Here is a 16796-nt window from a genome sequence, read left to right as displayed (position 1 = left end):
CGCCTGTTAATTGGTTAATGAAAGTGGTATTTTACCCAGAATTACTACAAATAATATAGGAACTCAAAAAATGCGTGTGTTCGCCAGCTTTATCTTATTGGTTTTGCTCACCTCTTGTGCCAGCCAACCCACAAAAAACCAATCCTTTATCCAGTTCAGCGCACAAGATAAAGCCCTGGCAGAGTTAGCACAGGCACTCGAAAACGAGGGCTATATCACCAAACCCATCAACAAACATCAATTAGAAGTGTTTTATGGCCAGCATGCTTTTATTATGGAACCACGTATTCGACCAGGACACCTGAGTCGAATTATTGTGAGTCAAGTTTATCCCATTAAACCGCAGTACATTAATAACCCCGAACTATTTGTTACCCTGTCAAATCTCAATACCCATCTAACCTGTGCAAAATATATTATGCAACCAGGTAATAAAGCCGCAGAAGTTCAGTCGTCTATCACCTTTATTGATGAACAGGTGAATATGCGTGAAGTGAGCTTGTTTATGGCGTGGATGTTAGGACGAGTGCAAAGTGCCAGCTCGCTATTACCTTCTGGCACCTTGGATATGTTTGAGTTTTAAATGCTCAATTTATTCGCGGAAATTATTAAATTGCAAAGGGCGCTCAAAATTTTCTTGTGACTTTAACAAAGCAATGGCCTCTTGTAGGTCATCACGTTTTTTACCTGTCACCCTAACGGAATCACCTTGAATTTGCGCTTGCACCTTAAGTTTTGCATCTTTAAGCATTTTAATAATTTTTTTGGCTACCGGGGTATCTAGCCCTTGATGAACGATGACAGTTTGTTTAGCCGTTTTAAGCTGAACATCTGGGTCTTTAAGTTCGATCGCACGCAAGTCAATCCCTCGCTTACTTAGCTTAGACGTCAATACGTTATACATTTGATCCAGCTGAAATTCTGACTCAGTGTTCATTTTGATTTCCAACTCTTTTAACTCAAAATTGGAATCAGTTCCCTTAAAATCAAATCGTGTCGTCACTTCCTTATTCGCCTGATCAACCGCGTTAGCAAGCTCGTGCTTATCCACTTCTGAAACGATGTCAAATGACGGCATAACCTGTATCCTCTAAAATCAAAAACCGCTATTCTATCAATCTTGTGTTTTATCAGTCATTTTTTTCAAGTTATCATTAATTTTAAACAAAACAATTAACAGTTCACACCAAATTCTGACACCAATAGCACCAAATAGAATAATTAATAACCCTACCAAAAAGTTTTGTGCAAACATGGCACCCAAACCAGAGATAACAACCAGGCCTAATAACAACCAATAAACCGCCGTAATAATTTTAGGCGTAAGCATGGAATCAAAGAACAAAATAGATTTAAACATGGGGACACTCCTTTTTAGGGCGTTTAATTGTCAAACTACCCACACCGACCATGACCAACATAAAGCTGGGAATACCCTACTCAATGTAGCTAGTAAAAATTCTCATGGTAGTTTATCAGCATTCAGCATGAATTGGCTAAAATCTAATCTAAAACTAAAAAAGATAATGATTCAGATACACGCTGCAATCATGGCCCAACCTGTAAACCATTGACTACCCACCACGACAATGACCTTACGGCTGAATAAGACATAAAATGCAAAACTAAACACAGCTAGCGCAACCACTAGTATTCCCAATGCCACGCCCTCTCCACCAAAACTGGCTTCTTGGGCACTAAATAACCAGATACCAAAATAGGAAAAAACCCGGGCAAGCACAATTTTAACAGTCAAAGGCTGCTTAAAAACAGCGCGCCCGATTTAAGCCAAAGTTCTTACTACCGCCAATAAAAAGCCTATCCAAAAATACTGACGTGTCACGCCTCATCCCTATGTTTGGTTGACCAATCTAATGATAGATTCCAATGATAGTGTTTTTTTATTGAGTGATTAGCAAAACTTTCATTTAATTTAGGGTACTGTTTTGTATAATGCAGATTGTAAAAGTATTTTATTCACGCGGTAACAAGGAAGCGCTGGCTTATGAAATTTCGTTTTCCCGTCGTCATTATTGACGAAGATTTTCGTTCTGAAAACGCCTCCGGGCTGGGCGTTCGTGCACTAGCCGATGCCATTGAAAAAGAAGGTCTCGAAACCTTAGGTGTCACCAGCTTTGGCGATACGGCCATGATTGCGCAACAACAAAACCGCGCATCTTGCTTTATCTTATCCATTGACGATGATGAGTTTGCGAATGAAGATATCAAAGATGATGCGATTGAAAAGCTGCGTTTATTTGTAGGCGAAATTCGTCACCGCAATGCGGATATTCCGATTTTTCTTTATGGTGAAACCCGTACCTCGCGCCATATTCCAAACGATGTTTTAAAAGAACTGCATGGCTTTATCCATATGTTTGAGGATACGCCAGAGTTTGTTGCACGCCATATTATCCGTGAAGCGCGTGTGTATCTTGAAGGCTTGCCACCGCCTTTTTTCCGAGCCTTAACCGCTTATGCCGCCGATGGCTCTTACTCATGGCATTGCCCAGGCCATTCAGGAGGTGTCGCGTTTTTAAAAAGTCCGGTCGGGCAAATGTTCCATCAGTTTTTTGGTGAAAACATGTTGCGTGCCGATGTCTGTAATGCAGTGGATGAACTAGGTCAATTGCTTGACCATACTGGCGCCGTCGCAGCCTCTGAACATAATGCGGCGCGCATATTTGGCGCAGACCATTTGTTTTTTGTCACCAACGGCACCTCAACCTCAAATAAAATCGTTTGGCATGCGAATGTCGCGGATGATGATATTGTGGTGGTGGATCGTAATTGCCATAAATCGGTACTCCACTCGATTATTATGACTGGCGCGGTTCCGGTTTTTCTAATGCCTACACGTAACCATTTTGGCATTATTGGGCCGATACCCAAGTCAGAATTTGACCCTCAAACCATTCGCCAAAAAATAAAAGCCAATCCGCTGGTAAAAGACGTTAACGCCAAGCCACAAATGTTAACCATTACCCAGAGCACTTACGACGGTATTTTATATAACGTCGACACGATTAAAAAAATACTCGGTGAATCGATTGAAAACCTGCATTTTGACGAGGCTTGGTTACCTCATGCAACCTTCCATGAATTTTACAAAGGCATGCACGCGATAGGTCGCGATACCCAGCGCTCCGAAGGGCCAATGGTTTATGCCTGTCAGTCAACCCACAAGTTGCTCGCTGGGTTAAGTCAAGCGAGTCAAATTTTAGTGCAAGAATCACATAAGCGCCATTTAGATCGTGGCCGTTTTAACGAAGCCTACTTAATGCATGTCTCTACCAGCCCCCAGTATGCCATTATAGCCAGTTGTGATGTCGCGGCAGCGATGATGGAGCCGCCAGGAGGTACGTCATTGGTCGAAGAATCCATTGCAGAGGCTTTAGACTTCCGACGTGCGATGCGTAAAGTCGATGAGGAGTTTGGTGATTCTTGGTGGTTTAAAGTATGGGGGCCTGACCAGTTAGCAGAGGAAGGGATTGGTGAACGCGATGACTGGATGCTACGTGCTGATGATGATTGGCATGGTTTTGATAACTTGGTCAATAATTTTAATATGCTTGACCCGATTAAAGCCACCATTATTACACCAGGCCTGGCAGTAAATGGTAATTTCTCAAACAACGGGATTCCGGCTGCCATAGTGACCCGCTACCTATCGGAGCACGGTGTTATTGTTGAAAAGACCGGCCTTTACTCTTTCTTTATTATGTTTACGATAGGGATCACTAAAGGCCGCTGGAACACACTGGTGACCGCACTACAGCAGTTTAAAGACGATTATGACCGCAACATGCCACTATGGCGTGTATTGCCTAAATTTATTGCCAAGTACCCCCGCTATGAAAAAATTGGCTTAAAAGATTTGTGTGACGCCATCCATGGTATGTATCGTGAAAACGATGTGGCGCGTTTAACCACTGAAATGTATACCTCTCATATGGAACCTGCAATGAAGCCTGCAGATGCCTATGCAATGATGGTACACAATAAAATTGAACGGGTAGATATTGATGACTTAGAAGGACGTATTACTTCTGTTCTGCTAACACCTTATCCACCGGGCATTCCTCTGTTAATTCCTGGAGAGCGCGTGAATAAGAAGATTCTGGATTACCTGCGCTTTGCGCAAGCCTTTAACCAGAAATTCCCTGGTTTTGAAACCGATGTTCACGGGTTAGTTCAGGATGAGCGCGATGGCAAGTTGGTCTATTCGATGGATTGTGTAAAACTATAACCCACTCCCAAAACAAGAGCCCGCTTACGCGGGCTTTTTACTATTTATACTAGGGTTATTCGCTGTTTTTACTCAATTAACTTGGCTATCAGGAGTAGAATTTTGATTTTATTAAAGTCAAACTCAATTATGCTCAATTTTAAATTCAAACTTATCGCACTTTCATTAGTATTTGGTTTACTGCTTGTAATGGGCACAGTAACCACTAATCATTACATGCTGAAAAACAGTTTGATTGAATACGTTGATCAACGTGATCAACAACACCTAAAGCGGATTAAAAACAATATTCAATTTGTACTAGAAGAAAAAAGCCAAACCGATCTAGGGTTTATCGACATAGTAACCTGGAAAAAAATTGTAGCCGTATCCACCCGTGTCGACTTCACTGAAACGTTTGTGCCCGTCGATATGTTTTTACAGTATCCTTTTTCCGAGTTTAAACAACGTCATCCAGACTTGGCGGAGCAACGTTTAAGCCTAGTAGACACCAACCAGGCCTGTATGTTTGGACGTCCAACTAAAACCCGAACACTCTATATTCCAATAGAAATCAATAACCAAACTGTTGGCTACATTGGCTATAGTCATCGTGCAGAACTAACTGAAGCAATTGATATTCAACTCGCAGAACGTCAACGCGCACTTTTGACCGTTGGCGTTATCATCGTGGTATTACTATCGGGTCTGCTGCTTTTACCTTTTGGCCATTACTTTATTAAGCCGATTCAATCCATTACAGAAGGGATGCGTCAACTCACCTCTGGCCATTTTGATACCCGCTTAGTGGTCAATCGTCGCGATGAACTCGGTCAATTGCAACAAGACTTTAACCAACTTGCCATTAGCTTAGAAAAGAACCTACAAAGCCGTAACCAATGGATTGCAGACATCTCACATGAGCTACGTACTCCTTTAACCATTTTACGTGGTGATATTGAAGCATTGCGTGATGGTGTTCGACCTCTAAACACCGATAACCTTGATTTTCTTCATAGTGAAGTCTTGCATCTAAATCGTCTGGTTGATGATCTCTACCAAATCACACTGAGTGATGTCGGTGGTTTACAATACCAAATGGTTCCCTTAGAGTTTGGTTTACTTCTAAAGCAAACCATTGAACCTTTCCACTATTTGTCACAAGAAAAAGGCTTGAAATTGATATTAAACCTGCCTAAAGAGCCGATTAAAGTCTGTGGAGATGCCGACCGCTTACAACAAATGATTACTAATTTAGTAAATAATAGTATTGCCTACACCGATGCACCCGGTCAAATCAAAGTCTCCTTGTTCAAAACAAATAAACAACTTAAACTGGCGATAGAAGACTCAGCACCGGGCGTAAGTGACGAAGCGCTTGCGCGACTATTTGAGCGCTTTTATCGTGCTGAAGCATCGCGTAATCGTCGATTTGGCGGGGCAGGTATTGGCCTCGCCTTAGTGGAACAAATTGTCCAGGCACATCAAGGGACAATTAGCGCAAATAAAAGTCCAATGGGTGGACTACTCATTCAAATTGAATTGCCCTTGTAGGAGAAAACAGATGAATATTCTGATTATCGAAGATGAAAAACGCATTGCTGATTTATTAAGTGATTACCTGAAAATGAGCGATTATCAGGTTTCACACCTAAACACGGGGATCAACGCTGTTGAAACCATAAAGCAAAACCAACCTGACCTAATATTGCTCGATATTATGCTGCCCGGAATGGACGGATTAGAGATTTGCAAGCAAGTCCGTAAAACCTCTCAAGTCCCGATTATTATGGTCTCTGCTCGTGTTGAAGAACTCGATAGAATTCTTGGATTAGAAATTGGCGCCGATGATTATATCTGCAAACCCTTTAGTCCCAGAGAAGTTGTGGCACGTGTTAAGGCTGTGCTGCGTCGCCATTACGAGCTTCAAGCGCCAACGGATTGGCTGCTTGATGAATCACGCTCTCAAGTTCAATACCAACAAAAAAGCGTGGCGCTGACATCCGTCGAATTTGCGTTATTCCAAGTGTTATTTGAACATCCCGGTCAAATTTTCTCACGCACCCAGCTAATGAGACGTATCTATCAAGACGGCCGGGTCGTTTCGGACCGTACCGTTGACAGCCACATCAAAAAACTGCGTCAAAAACTTCACCAGGCCTGGCCCGACGACGAAGTCATCCACTCGGTTTATGGCATTGGCTATAAATTTGAAATTTTAGACGACGAGCCTACACTAACGGCTGGTTAGCGTTTTTTTAACTATTTGTTGCGCAACAAAGCGTGCTTGAGCTAACACGGCGGTTAGAAGATAACCGCCGGTTGGCGCTTCCCAGTCCAGCATCTCACCAAGCGCATAACAACCAGGCCTGCTAATTATTTCCCCTGACTGATTTAAGCTCTCAAACTTTAAACCACCCGCACTACTAATCGCTTCGCTAATCGGACGGGCTTTAATGATGGCTAAGGGATAGGACTTTAAACGTGCTGCCACCCGCATAGGCTGTTTTAATTCATTATTGTCCAGTTGCTCACGAAGTAAATTAAGCCGAAGCGAATCAACCCCTGCACGTTTAAAAAAGTTCGACAACGAAAGCTTTCCACGAGGTTTGCATAACTTTTGTTCAAGCCCAGAAAGCTTAGTATCAGGCATTAAATCAAGTTGCGCATCTACATGGCCCCATTCATCAAGACTGTCGCGCAATAGACGCGATGCTTTATAAATTAAGCTACCCTCAATGCCCTGTTCGGTGATTAATAACTCGCCTTTTTGCTGCCAGGTGTTTTGAGGTGTGTTAACTTTCAATATCACTGATTTGAGTGGCTGACCCGCGCACCTATCCTTAAACGCCGGCGACCAATTTAAATCAAACCCACAATTTGCGGGTAAAAAAGGCGCGATATGATCGGCAGAAAAGGCCTGTACCCATTCCCCGTTAGAGCCTAAATGCGGCCAACTTGCTCCACCTAGTGCTAAAAGCGTAAAGTCTGTCGAACGGGTAACATGGCTTTGAGCGGCCTCAAATATAAGCGCGCCAGCATTATCCCAACCCAGCCAACGATGGCGCATCGCAAACACGACCCCCTGCGCACGTAAACGTTTGAGCCAAGCCCGCAGCAACGGTGCCGCTTTCATGTCCTGGGGGTAAACACGTCCTGAACTGCCAACAAACGTAGCAATACTAAAACCTTCTACCCAAGCACGCACGGCTTCAGGAGGAAATGCTCGAACCCAAGGCTCAATTTGAGTTTTAGCCTCAGCATAGGAAGCCATAAAATCATCAAACGGTTTTGCGTGGGTAATATTTAACCCGCCCCGCCCTGCCTGCAAAAATTTTCGCCCCACCGAAGGCATAGCATCATAAACCGTAACGGCCAAGCCAGGATGTTGCGATAATACCTCTGCGGCCATTAACCCACCTGGCCCTCCACCGATAATAACGACTTGCTTCACATGCTTAACCTCAAAAATTTTCGCCATTATAACGAAAAAACCCCGTGCAAGACGGGGTTTGACTGACTTCATCGCGTCAATTAATCAACCGCACTACCTAAATCCAATCCCTTAAGTTCACGATAAATATGGCGCGCATTTCCCGCATAGGTTTGCGCATAAACTTCACGATGACTAAACTGTGATTGATCAATGTTTTCAGCATCGCGCAAGCTACCGCCCTGTTCAATGACGGCTTGCACTTTTTCATGCATCCATTTTAAATAGTCATAGGTATCCCGTTTAACCGTCGCCATATCGGTTGGCACACCATGACCCGGCACAACAATGGTACCCTCAGGAGTAAAGTCCATAAAGCGCTCAAAAGTTTTTACCCAAGCTTGGGTGTCGGTGTAGCTGAACAAGGCCAACATCCGACTTTCATAGGCGTTGTCACCTGGGAAAACCACATTGCGTGAAGGAATGTACAAGGAGGTCGAACCTGGCGTATGCCCCTTTCCAAAATAATGCATCTGTACCACTTCACCGCCGCCCACATCAACATCCATCCGTTCATCAAACACGGTAAATTCATCTGAAATGTCATAGGCCGGAGCGGTTAACTGATGGCCGACTGCGCGAGACCAGCGGTCTTTAATAATATCCCAACTGGCACTAAAATCCGCATGAGCTTGGCGGTTCGAGTAGAAATTACGCACGCCCATGTCATACCAGTAACTGGACCCTAAATGGGCGTGGCCTTGGTGGTTTTCCACCGCCACCCATTTGACCGGTTTATCAGTCACCTGCTGAATTTGGCGGTGCAGTGCCTGCGATAAGGCGGGGTTGGCGCTGCCGTTAAACACAAAAACACCATCTTCAAAAACCAAAAAACTTAAGTTGTTATTCAAGCCATAGTTGCTCGGGTTGTGCCAGATCATACTCCCCACCACAGTATAAACACCATCGGTGACTTTTTGTGCTTGCGGAATATGAATGCGAGGCCCTAAATAACCGGCTTGGCGTTCGGCACGCTCCAGCTCTTGTATATAGTGTAGTAAGGCTCGTGCTAACGGATCTTGTGCCAAAGTCTGAGCGCTAGTCAGTGCGGCGGCACCACCAAGGCCAGCGAGTAAAAAGTTGCGTCGTTTCATCATGATTATCTTCCTTTTTATCTAGTTTTTGTTTTGAATCGTCTATCTTGCAATCGCTTGCCAACTCGTCTGAATTAACTCGTCACGGTAGTCAGCCAGGGGCTTAGGTAACACACCATCTAAATAAAGCTGCAAAATGCGCAATACGGGACCGAATGCCACGGCCGCCATAATTAACGCATCCTGTTGCTTTATCTCACCTTGCGCAATGCCCTGTGCAATAACATCTCGCAACACCATAAATGGCTTGGCAGAACAGGCCGAACGAGTATCCGGCAAAAAGTCCTGATGCCTAGCATAAAGTAAAAATGCCATCACATCGGGAAATTCCAACGCAAAATTAAACATCCACTCTACTAGGGCGCGATATTGATTTTGAACCCGTGAATGTTGCGCAATGATGGCGAGTTGCTGTTGCGACAACGCCTCAAACAAACGCGTCATTAACTCTTTTGCCACACCCTCTTTGTCACCAAAATGTTTATAAATACTCCCAATACTGACCCCAGACTGAGTCACTAAATCGGGAATAGATGTTTTATGAAAACCTTGTTCCACAAACAGCTTGAGGGCACTATTAAGCACTTTAGTTTGTAAGGGTGAGCCTTGCTGATGCTCAAAAAATACGCTAGAAACAACCATGAAGCTCAACACACCAGTAGTAGAATGAACTTTCATTCTATTGTGTTTGTAGTCTTATTAAAAGCATTATTAACCCTAAATATTTCAATCCAACCATCAATAAAATTTTGCTTGGCCAGAAGCTGTTAAAAAAGTTCAAACGCAAGCAAAAAGAGCTCACCCAACGACTGGAGCGCTCGCTATTGAGTTTTTATAGGGCTGATTTATCTTTATGCGAGCCAGATAGGTTTAACTATGACCTCATGCAGTGGCATTGAGGTCATTTCAAAAATTACAATACCCGTTATGGTGTCGGTGTTAATTTTTAGCATATCCTTAAACTCATTATTTGGGTTGACAGAAACACTAACCGGATCTCATGCCAGTTCAACAAATATCATTTTTTATGGGCTAGCTTTCTATACAGCTTATTTTGCTTATCACATTCAGCGTAATCAGCTATCCACCAATAATATCTGGTGCCGATGTTCGAGCAGGTGTTCCGCGACCAGTTGGCAACAGACTAAAAACAAACCCAGCTGGCACTTTGAAATCATCGCATCACCAGGCCTGGTAGTTTTAATCTGTCACGGAAGTAAGATGCCGCGCAGTGTCCATGTGCTGGTGTAGGATGCGGATAATCGTAATTGTTGTAATCGTATGTTTAAAAAAGATAACGTGGGAACCGGACTGAATTTTACGGTAACCTGCTCGAACAAAATCGATACTTTGTGAAGCGTTGTAACGGGATTTTAAACTTTCAATGGTTTGCCAAATGTTGCGAATGTAGGTTTCAGCTTGCATTGTGCCCCATTGTTGGCAGGTATAGTCCCAAATCTGGCCTAAATCATCTTGTGCTTTGGGCTTCAGCTCAATCTTCATTGCGCGATTTGTTTTTTGGTATTGATAAACACTTCTAAATCAAACTCAGCGGCATCACCCGAGTTTTCCCCCTCGATTAATGCTTGGCGTAATGCCGCCATTTTTTGATGATCCTGACGAATCAAGTCGCGAACATAATCCGACGCATTGGCATAGAGCCCGGTCTGAACCGACTCTTCAACCCAGTTTTTCATTTTATCCGGTAACGAAATATTCATGGTAGCCATCATCTTCTCCAATAAAATTTACCAGCTTACCTTATGGCAATCTTTGTCATAAGTCAAGATTTCGTTTGAGACTGTGCAAACGCAAACACAATTTCGCCAACCATTTTGCGCTTCTCAGGCGGCAGGCTCATAAAGGTTTCCACCACCTGGCGTTCTTGCGGGGTCATATTCGCATCCCAGCGTTTGCGCTGTTGTTGTACCGAGCCAGATAACTTCTCGCCAAACCGCAACCAATGCGGATCGACATTCAACCACTCAGCGAGCACTTGCAGGCGATCTTGATTGGGTATCGCTTCACCAAATAACCAGCGTCTAACGGCTTGGACGGTAACAGACTTGCCCCAATAACGTTGGTTAAATTCTCTTTCCAGCACAACAGGTCGGATTTCATAACCCGCTTTTAGCATGGAATCTTGTAGGCGTTGACTAAACATTTGGGCTTCATTCATGTAACAGAAAGTTATATGAAGCCCTAACAAAGTTCATAAGTTTGTTGTTCTAAAGGTAACAATTTGTTATCTTTTTTGTTAGACTTCAGGTTTTGTTTTTAAGACCTAAGTAATATGAATCACCTACCTTCCCCTGTGCCTTATCGCGAAGACATTAACGGCCTGCGAGCTTGGGCGGTGATCTGCACTCTAAATATGCTTTTATCGCATCGGAGCCTGCTATGAAGCAATACCCAATTTTTGTTTCAGTTGTCATACCTGTGCAAAATAATAAAGACACACTTCAGCAGTTTTTAGCATCAGCAACAGACTTTTTAAAATCATTTGTCAGTGATTATGAGCTGGTCGTGGTTGATAACGCATCGTCGGATAATAGTGTCGAAGTATTAAAAGGTTTAACTTCACCTGATGGTCTGCCAAATTTGCAAGTCTATGCGCTGACTAAAGAGGTTAATCGTGATACCGCCGCTTGGGTAGGGCTAGAAAATGCATTGGGTGATTTTGTTGTCGTTTTTAACCCTGCTGAAGATGATTTTTCTGTTCTGCCTGATATGCTTGAAAAAGCCGTTTCGGGAAGTGATGTTGTGTTTGCTAGTAATATACTCAAGCCTAAGCAAACCATTGGTTATCGAATGGCAAATGGTTTATTCAATTTCATGTACAAGCGGTTTAATGGCATTAACCTTGCCAAAGAAGCGCCAGAGTATCGTGTTCTTAGTAAGCGCGTCATCAACTTTATCCTTCAGCATAACCTACCAGCCATAAGCTATCGACATCTTCCTGCAAGTGCAGGGTTTGTAAAGTCTTATATCGAATATAAATCCGAACCTAAAGAACGGCAAACTAAAAAACTATCAGAAAGTATCGAGAAAGGCATTCGACTGATGGTTTCGACCACCCGTGCACCAATGCGTCTAGTTACGGTTTTGTCGCTATTTGGTGCCGGTGCTAACTTGATTTATTCACTTTACGTTGTCTTGATTGGTCTGTATGCAGAAAACGTCGCACCAGGCTGGGTCAGTATGTCGTTGCAGATGTCAGGTATGTTCTTCTTAATATCACTGGTACTACTGGTGCTTGGTGAGTACATCCTTCACATGGCAAGCCGCTCTAATGAAGGGCCGCAGTACCATGTAGGTCAAGAGTTCACGAGCGCAAGAATGACGCGTCTTGAAAAGCTTAACTTAGAAGAGATCAAGCCAACCGAAAAGCAAGGATCTTAACAAGTGGCCTTGTCTGAATCAAAGGCTTACGCTGTTGTCATTGGCGGCGGCTTTTATGGCGTCAATATTGCTCTTTACCTTGCCCAGCAAAATAAGGGGCAAGTTGTTTTGCTGGAAAAGGAAAATGGCTTGCTTACTCGTGCCTCTTATCACAATCAAGCGCGTGTACACAACGGTTATCACTATCCCCGAAGCTTTACAACCGCCTATCGAAGCCGTATCAATCTACCACGGTTTGCTGCGGATTGGCCTGACGCGGTTAAAACCGACTTTACCAAGCTCTATGCCATTGCCCGAAACAACTCTAAGGTCACGGCTAAACAGTTCACCCGATTTTGTAAAGAAATCGGAGCAACGATTGAGCCTTCAGAAGATTACTCGCACTTGTTTAACAACCGACTGATCGAGCAGGCTTTTCTAGTAGAAGAATATGCTTTTGATGCCAGTGTGCTGGCTGCTTGGGCGCAAGAACAACTGAAGTTGGCTGGTATTGAACTGCTATTGAGTGCAAGTGTTACCGAAATTACAAATAAGCAACCAGGCCTGGTGGTCAGTTATGGATACAAAGAATCAATCCAGAAAATAAGTGCTGAAAAGGTTTTTAACTGCACCTACAGTGGTTTGAATCAATTTGGTGGAGATTTTATCGGCACTCACACCAAACTTAAACATGAAGTGACTGAAATGGCATTAATGCAAATGCCCGATAACCTAAAAAATATTGGCATTACTGTCATGGATGGCCCTTTCTTTTCAATGATGCCTTTTCCAGCTAGAGGGTTACACACGCTCTCTCATGTTCGATATACGCCGCACTTTAATTGGTTAGATGAAAAAGGGGTTAACCCTTATGAAAAACTCGCGTTGTATGAAAAGCAAACACGAGTAGATCGAATGGTGCGTGATGTTCAGCGTTATATTCCAGATGTAGCTAAAGCAGAATACCGAGATTCGTTATTTGAAGTAAAAACCATCTTAGTTAAAAACGAAACCGATGATGGTCGCCCGATTTTATTTGAAGAATACCCAGACTTGCCAGGCCTATATTCGGTACTAGGCGGTAAGATTGATAATATTTATGATGTTTTGGAGAGGTTAAATAATGAAGTTTGATATGTTGTTCCAAGGGCGGTTACAAAAGTATCTTGCCGTGCCAGTGGTGCTTGCCATCGTTTATGTTTTTAGCCATCTAGTTTCACGCTCTATTTGGGTTGATGAGGGCACGCTTTTAAAAAGCATTGTCGAAGCTGAAAATTGGCTAACCTACCTTGCACCCTTACAATTTTATGACCAAGCACAGCCAATGCTAGTTTCATTTTTTCATCATTTTGTAGTGCACTATATTTCATTGGAAATCGAAGCGATACGACTTGCCACCCTAATCCTTAGTCTCTTAATTTCAGCACCTGTATTCTATGTTTTCTACAAGGAACGCACTGGTATTTTATTGCCATTAGTTGTGTTCTTAGCCTTTGCATTTAGTCTTGGATTTTACATAACAGAAATTAAGCACTACGCATTGGAAATCGCCACTTCATTTTTAATGATTGCCTTGTTTTATTTAAACCACAGCAAAAAATTAAGCTTTCCAATAACGGTAATGTTTATAGCAGCGATCACTTACATTGGCTTTTCAACGCTGATCCCGGCATTTGTATTAATTGGCTATTTAACCATTACTGCGTTACTAGCAAAACGCAAAGCATTTTTCACGCCTAGCGTAATGTTGTCCTTAGCCATAGCCGCCATGTTTGCACTACTTACCTTGTTGCACATGAAGCATCTCACCATTTACCAAATAAATAACTACGATGCCTATTTATCAAAAGGTTTTTTCGGAGATATTAAGACATTAATTACCGTAGGTGCAGGCGTCCACGGCATAGCCTTAACCCTAGCGGTAGCGATTACAACAATAGCAGGCCTGGTTGCAGATAGAAAATCACTATTTTTCAAGTTTAATTTGATTTTTATCTTAATTATCTTGTTGGTTTCACTCGGCAAGCTAACAGGTTTTTACCCGCTGGCCTCTTCTCGTCATTTAATTTGGTTGGCACCTTTTAGTTTTGTGTTGTTGATCTTTGGGATCATCCATTTTAGTCAAGAGTCATCAGCCACCAAACGGATTCTAGGCTTAATAGTTATCGGGATTATTGCCTTACAAGCGGCAAATGTGGTTTTTAAGGCTACAATCGGACAGTCACCTGAGTTAACCGAAAATAACGCACTTTACCAAAAACTAGCCGAGTTACCAGAGAGCCAAATCGTTTTATTTCCGCTCGCCCAGCCCACATTGCAATACTATCAATTGTTGGATGAAAATTTAAATAAGCATCATTACATTAGCTTTGCTGATAATTTTTCTACACCAAAAGATCCTCTAGGTGCTAGAGAAAGAGCTTTCTCCTTAATTGATGACATTTTTTCTGCACTACCAGATACAGAGTTCTACTATGTTGTATCGCATCATGCGCCATTGTTTTCAGAGAATGTACCTGAATGGCAAACCTGGCGTGGTGAATATGTAGAGGCAAAATTCAAGGAATTTAGGTGTGCACATACGGAAGTATTTAAAGGGCATCAAGTACAGCTCCTAAAAGTAAATTGTGAGGGTAAAAATGAATAACGCACTTATTGGTTATAGCGGTTTTGTTGGTTCAACTTTATTAAAACAAGCGCAGTTTGAAAGCTTGTATCGGTCAACCAATATCCAAGATATTGAGGGCCAGTCTTTTGATACGGTCGTGTGCGCAGGTGCGCCCGCACAAAAGTGGCTTGCAAATAAGGAGCCTGAAGCGGATTTGCAAAAAATTGAAGGCTTAATTGCACACTTGAAAACGGTGCAATGCAAGACGTTTGTGTTGATTAGTACGGTTGATGTTTTCAAATCACCGCTTGATATTGATGAAGGCACGCCAATTGAAGAGCAAGGATTGCATGCCTACGGTTTACACCGCCGCTTGCTGGAGAAATTTGTTGAGTCTCACTTTGAAAACTATATAATCGTTCGCTTACCAGGCCTGGTTGGGCCAGGATTGCGCAAAAACGTCATTTTTGATTTTCTCAATGACAACAACCTCAACATGATTGAGAGTCGTGGCGTTTTTCAGTTTTATCCAATGGTCAATCTTTGGTTGGATATTCAAACAGCTTTAGCCAATAATTTGAAGTTGGTGCATTTAACGGCTGAGCCAATAAGTGTTGCCGACGTTGCCAGCAAAGGGTTTGGTTTAAATTTCACGCACACGCTTGAAAACTCTCCTGCACGTTATGATATGCGCTCGATTCATTCATCTTTGTTTGCTGGACAAAATGGTTATCAGTATTCGCAGAAAGAAACCTTGCTAGCCGTTCGTGCTTACGCTCAATCTGAACCCAAAACTCTCAAGGATGAAAGCTAATGCGTATTGCTATATCCAATATCGCCTGGGATGTGGGTGAGGACGAACAAATCTCTGAACTGTTATCAAAATATCAAGTTGATGCCATCGATATAGCCCCGGGTAAATATTTCCCTAATCCTACCAAAGCTACCGTTGAAGATATTGCCAATGTTAAATCTTATTGGGCTGAAAAAGGAATTGAAATTACTGGCATGCAATCGCTGTTATTTGGCACGCAGGGTCTTAATGTTTTTGGTTCGAAAGAATCGCAACAAGCCATGTTGAATCATTTAAGTGCGGTTGCCCGAATTGCGAAAGGCTTAGGTGCAACACGTCTTGTGTTTGGTTCCCCAAAAAACCGTGACTGTGAAGGTTTGTCCGATGAGCAAACGCTTAGTGTTGCAAAAGACTTTTTCTCTAGGCTGGGTGATATCGCAAATGAGCATGGTGTTATATTTTGTTTAGAGCCGAACCCAACCTGCTATGGCGCAAACTTTATGACCACGGCGCAAGAAACATTTGATGTAGTATCAGCGATCAATCACCCTGCCATCAAAATGCAGCTAGATACTGGCGCAATAACGATTAACAAAGAATCGATTTCAGATGTTTTAGCCTATTCCTTAAATCAAATTGGTCATATTCATATTAGTGAACCAGGCCTGGCGGTTGTTGGGGATAGTAATGCGGATCATGAAAGTTATGCTAGAGCTATTAAGGCGCATTCAGAAAACCCACTGATCAGCATTGAAATGGTCGCCACACAAGATGAATTGCATCTGATTTCAATTGAACGTGCTTTAGCTTTTGTAACGCAAACATATTGGAAAGCATAATGCATTGGCTCATTTTAATTTTAGGTGTGTGTGCAAATGCGTTTGCGAGCGTATTGATAAAAGTGGCGGTGACAGAACCAAGAAAGTTTCCGTCAATGGCGGAGCCGATGGTTGCATTGACAAACTGGCCATTTTGGTTAGGTCTATTTTTATACGGTGCCGCATTTTTACTCTATGCCGCTGCACTGGCGAAGTTTCCGCTTAATGTTGCGCATCCGGTTTTGACAACCGGTGCTGTAGCGATGGTTGCGATGCTCTCAGTGGTGATGTTTAAAGAACCAGTTTATTGGACAACGGCACTTGGTATTCTATTGGTCATTATCGGTGTCGCATTAATTACCGCACGAGTTAGCTAAAGGA

19 protein-coding genes are annotated in these 16796 nt (G+C 42.8%); 10 read left to right on the top strand and 9 right to left on the bottom strand.

Translation table 11 applies throughout. The features are described from left to right. The first annotated feature begins 70 nt into the window (after positions 1 to 70). Complete coding sequence (locus tag P8S55_RS05820; RefSeq protein WP_289223299.1) at positions 71 to 583, top strand: hypothetical protein; 513 nt, start codon at positions 71 to 73, stop codon at positions 581 to 583. A 9-nt stretch (positions 584 to 592) separates the two neighbouring features. Here the strand turns inward: P8S55_RS05820 and P8S55_RS05815 are convergent, their stop codons facing one another. The 3 genes from P8S55_RS05815 to P8S55_RS05805 all read right to left on the bottom strand — a co-directional run bounded on the left by P8S55_RS05815 (position 593) and on the right by P8S55_RS05805 (position 1756). Continuing rightward, positions 593 to 1078, bottom strand: a complete 486-nt coding sequence (locus P8S55_RS05815; RefSeq protein WP_289223298.1) for a YajQ family cyclic di-GMP-binding protein — start codon at positions 1076 to 1078, stop codon at positions 593 to 595. A gap of 36 nt (positions 1079 to 1114) precedes the next feature. Further along, positions 1115 to 1360, bottom strand: coding sequence for a DUF4282 domain-containing protein (locus tag P8S55_RS05810; RefSeq protein ID WP_289223297.1), 246 nt, complete (start codon positions 1358 to 1360; stop codon positions 1115 to 1117). Between the two features lie 171 nt (positions 1361 to 1531). Next, positions 1532 to 1756, bottom strand: a complete 225-nt coding sequence (locus P8S55_RS05805) for a hypothetical protein (protein WP_289223296.1) — start codon at positions 1754 to 1756, stop codon at positions 1532 to 1534. Positions 1757 to 2005: 249 nt separating this feature from the next. Between P8S55_RS05805 and P8S55_RS05800 the strand changes: the two genes are divergently transcribed. The 3 genes from P8S55_RS05800 to P8S55_RS05790 all read left to right on the top strand — a co-directional run bounded on the left by P8S55_RS05800 (position 2006) and on the right by P8S55_RS05790 (position 6479). Continuing rightward, positions 2006 to 4249 (top strand): Orn/Lys/Arg family decarboxylase, encoded by a 2244-nt coding sequence (locus tag P8S55_RS05800; protein ID WP_289223295.1) that lies wholly within the window; start codon positions 2006 to 2008, stop codon positions 4247 to 4249. Between the two features lie 102 nt (positions 4250 to 4351). Then, positions 4352 to 5782 carry an ATP-binding protein gene (locus P8S55_RS05795; RefSeq protein WP_289223294.1) on the top strand — a complete coding sequence of 477 codons (1431 nt, stop codon included), beginning with the start codon at positions 4352 to 4354 and terminating at the stop codon, positions 5780 to 5782. 10 nt (positions 5783 to 5792) lie between these two features. After that, positions 5793 to 6479 carry a response regulator gene (locus tag P8S55_RS05790; protein ID WP_289223293.1) on the top strand — a complete coding sequence of 229 codons (687 nt, stop codon included), beginning with the start codon at positions 5793 to 5795 and terminating at the stop codon, positions 6477 to 6479. Here P8S55_RS05790 and P8S55_RS05785 read toward each other — a convergent pair. The 6 genes from P8S55_RS05785 to P8S55_RS05760 form a co-directional block, all read right to left on the bottom strand. Next, positions 6465 to 7709 carry a TIGR03862 family flavoprotein gene (locus tag P8S55_RS05785; protein ID WP_289223292.1) on the bottom strand — a complete coding sequence of 415 codons (1245 nt, stop codon included), beginning with the start codon at positions 7707 to 7709 and terminating at the stop codon, positions 6465 to 6467. The two genes, P8S55_RS05790 and P8S55_RS05785, sit on opposite strands and share 15 nt — an antisense overlap. 53 nt (positions 7710 to 7762) lie before the next feature. After that, positions 7763 to 8818 (bottom strand): MBL fold metallo-hydrolase, encoded by a 1056-nt coding sequence (locus tag P8S55_RS05780; RefSeq protein ID WP_289223291.1) that lies wholly within the window; start codon positions 8816 to 8818, stop codon positions 7763 to 7765. A gap of 39 nt (positions 8819 to 8857) precedes the next feature. Beyond that, positions 8858 to 9493: a TetR/AcrR family transcriptional regulator gene (locus tag P8S55_RS05775; protein WP_289223290.1), complete on the bottom strand. Its 636-nt coding sequence runs from the start codon at positions 9491 to 9493 to the stop codon at positions 8858 to 8860. Between the two features lie 522 nt (positions 9494 to 10015). Next, entirely contained in the window at positions 10016 to 10318 is a 303-nt protein-coding gene (locus tag P8S55_RS05770; protein ID WP_289223289.1) for a type II toxin-antitoxin system RelE/ParE family toxin, read from the bottom strand. Then, positions 10315 to 10545, bottom strand: coding sequence for a type II toxin-antitoxin system ParD family antitoxin (locus P8S55_RS05765; protein WP_289223288.1), 231 nt, complete (start codon positions 10543 to 10545; stop codon positions 10315 to 10317). The genes P8S55_RS05770 and P8S55_RS05765 overlap by 4 nt, the downstream gene beginning before the upstream one ends. A gap of 53 nt (positions 10546 to 10598) precedes the next feature. Continuing rightward, on the bottom strand, positions 10599 to 10979 hold the full coding sequence (locus P8S55_RS05760) for a transcriptional regulator (protein WP_289223287.1): 381 nt from the start codon (positions 10977 to 10979) through the stop codon (positions 10599 to 10601). A gap of 236 nt (positions 10980 to 11215) precedes the next feature. Here P8S55_RS05760 and P8S55_RS05755 point away from each other — a divergent pair, with 236 nt between their 5' ends. The 6 genes from P8S55_RS05755 to P8S55_RS05730 all read left to right on the top strand — a co-directional run bounded on the left by P8S55_RS05755 (position 11216) and on the right by P8S55_RS05730 (position 16792). Beyond that, the gene (locus tag P8S55_RS05755) at positions 11216 to 12217 is read left to right on the top strand and encodes a glycosyltransferase (protein ID WP_289223286.1); all 1002 of its coding nucleotides are present in this window, start codon (positions 11216 to 11218) and stop codon (positions 12215 to 12217) included. A gap of 3 nt (positions 12218 to 12220) precedes the next feature. Continuing rightward, positions 12221 to 13330: an FAD-dependent oxidoreductase gene (locus P8S55_RS05750; RefSeq protein WP_289223285.1), complete on the top strand. Its 1110-nt coding sequence runs from the start codon at positions 12221 to 12223 to the stop codon at positions 13328 to 13330. A 235-nt stretch (positions 13331 to 13565) separates the two neighbouring features. Then, positions 13566 to 14843 (top strand): hypothetical protein, encoded by a 1278-nt coding sequence (locus P8S55_RS05745; protein ID WP_289223284.1) that lies wholly within the window; start codon positions 13566 to 13568, stop codon positions 14841 to 14843. After that, a complete protein-coding gene (locus P8S55_RS05740) occupies positions 14836 to 15618 on the top strand; it encodes an NAD-dependent epimerase/dehydratase family protein (protein WP_289223283.1) in 783 nt (260 codons plus the stop codon). The genes P8S55_RS05745 and P8S55_RS05740 overlap by 8 nt, the downstream gene beginning before the upstream one ends. Continuing rightward, positions 15618 to 16436, top strand: coding sequence for a sugar phosphate isomerase/epimerase family protein (locus P8S55_RS05735; RefSeq protein ID WP_289223282.1), 819 nt, complete (start codon positions 15618 to 15620; stop codon positions 16434 to 16436). Before P8S55_RS05740 ends, P8S55_RS05735 begins: the two co-directional genes overlap by 1 nt. Further along, the gene (locus tag P8S55_RS05730; protein ID WP_289223281.1) at positions 16436 to 16792 is read left to right on the top strand and encodes an EamA family transporter; all 357 of its coding nucleotides are present in this window, start codon (positions 16436 to 16438) and stop codon (positions 16790 to 16792) included. Before P8S55_RS05735 ends, P8S55_RS05730 begins: the two co-directional genes overlap by 1 nt. Positions 16793 to 16796: the final 4 nt, after the last annotated feature.

Source organism: Thiomicrospira sp. R3, assembly GCF_029581415.1.
GTDB lineage: Bacteria > Pseudomonadota > Gammaproteobacteria > Thiomicrospirales > Thiomicrospiraceae > Thiomicrospira.
Note: the sequence above shows the minus strand (reverse complement) of the source record. Positions and strands in the feature narration are given on the sequence as shown.

Excerpts from the sequence above, each read along its gene's own strand:
- P8S55_RS05780 (WP_289223291.1), bottom strand. The coding sequence starts at position 8,818 with ATGATGAAACGACGCAACTTTTTACTCGCTGGCCTTGGTGGTGCCGCC.
- P8S55_RS05765 (WP_289223288.1), bottom strand. The coding sequence starts at position 10,545 with ATGGCTACCATGAATATTTCGTTACCGGATAAAATGAAAAACTGGGTT.
- P8S55_RS05775 (WP_289223290.1), bottom strand. The coding sequence starts at position 9,493 with ATGAAAGTTCATTCTACTACTGGTGTGTTGAGCTTCATGGTTGTTTCT.
- P8S55_RS05740 (WP_289223283.1), top strand. The coding sequence starts at position 14,836 with ATGAATAACGCACTTATTGGTTATAGCGGTTTTGTTGGTTCAACTTTA.
- P8S55_RS05770 (WP_289223289.1), bottom strand. The coding sequence starts at position 10,318 with ATGAAGATTGAGCTGAAGCCCAAAGCACAAGATGATTTAGGCCAGATT.
- P8S55_RS05820 (WP_289223299.1), top strand. The coding sequence starts at position 71 with ATGCGTGTGTTCGCCAGCTTTATCTTATTGGTTTTGCTCACCTCTTGT.
- P8S55_RS05800 (WP_289223295.1), top strand. The coding sequence starts at position 2,006 with ATGAAATTTCGTTTTCCCGTCGTCATTATTGACGAAGATTTTCGTTCT.
- P8S55_RS05785 (WP_289223292.1), bottom strand. The coding sequence starts at position 7,709 with ATGGCGAAAATTTTTGAGGTTAAGCATGTGAAGCAAGTCGTTATTATC.
- P8S55_RS05815 (WP_289223298.1), bottom strand. The coding sequence starts at position 1,078 with ATGCCGTCATTTGACATCGTTTCAGAAGTGGATAAGCACGAGCTTGCT.
- P8S55_RS05755 (WP_289223286.1), top strand. The coding sequence starts at position 11,216 with ATGAAGCAATACCCAATTTTTGTTTCAGTTGTCATACCTGTGCAAAAT.
- P8S55_RS05735 (WP_289223282.1), top strand. The coding sequence starts at position 15,618 with ATGCGTATTGCTATATCCAATATCGCCTGGGATGTGGGTGAGGACGAA.
- P8S55_RS05730 (WP_289223281.1), top strand. The coding sequence starts at position 16,436 with ATGCATTGGCTCATTTTAATTTTAGGTGTGTGTGCAAATGCGTTTGCG.
- P8S55_RS05810 (WP_289223297.1), bottom strand. The coding sequence starts at position 1,360 with ATGTTTAAATCTATTTTGTTCTTTGATTCCATGCTTACGCCTAAAATT.
- P8S55_RS05760 (WP_289223287.1), bottom strand. The coding sequence starts at position 10,979 with ATGTTTAGTCAACGCCTACAAGATTCCATGCTAAAAGCGGGTTATGAA.
- P8S55_RS05790 (WP_289223293.1), top strand. The coding sequence starts at position 5,793 with ATGAATATTCTGATTATCGAAGATGAAAAACGCATTGCTGATTTATTA.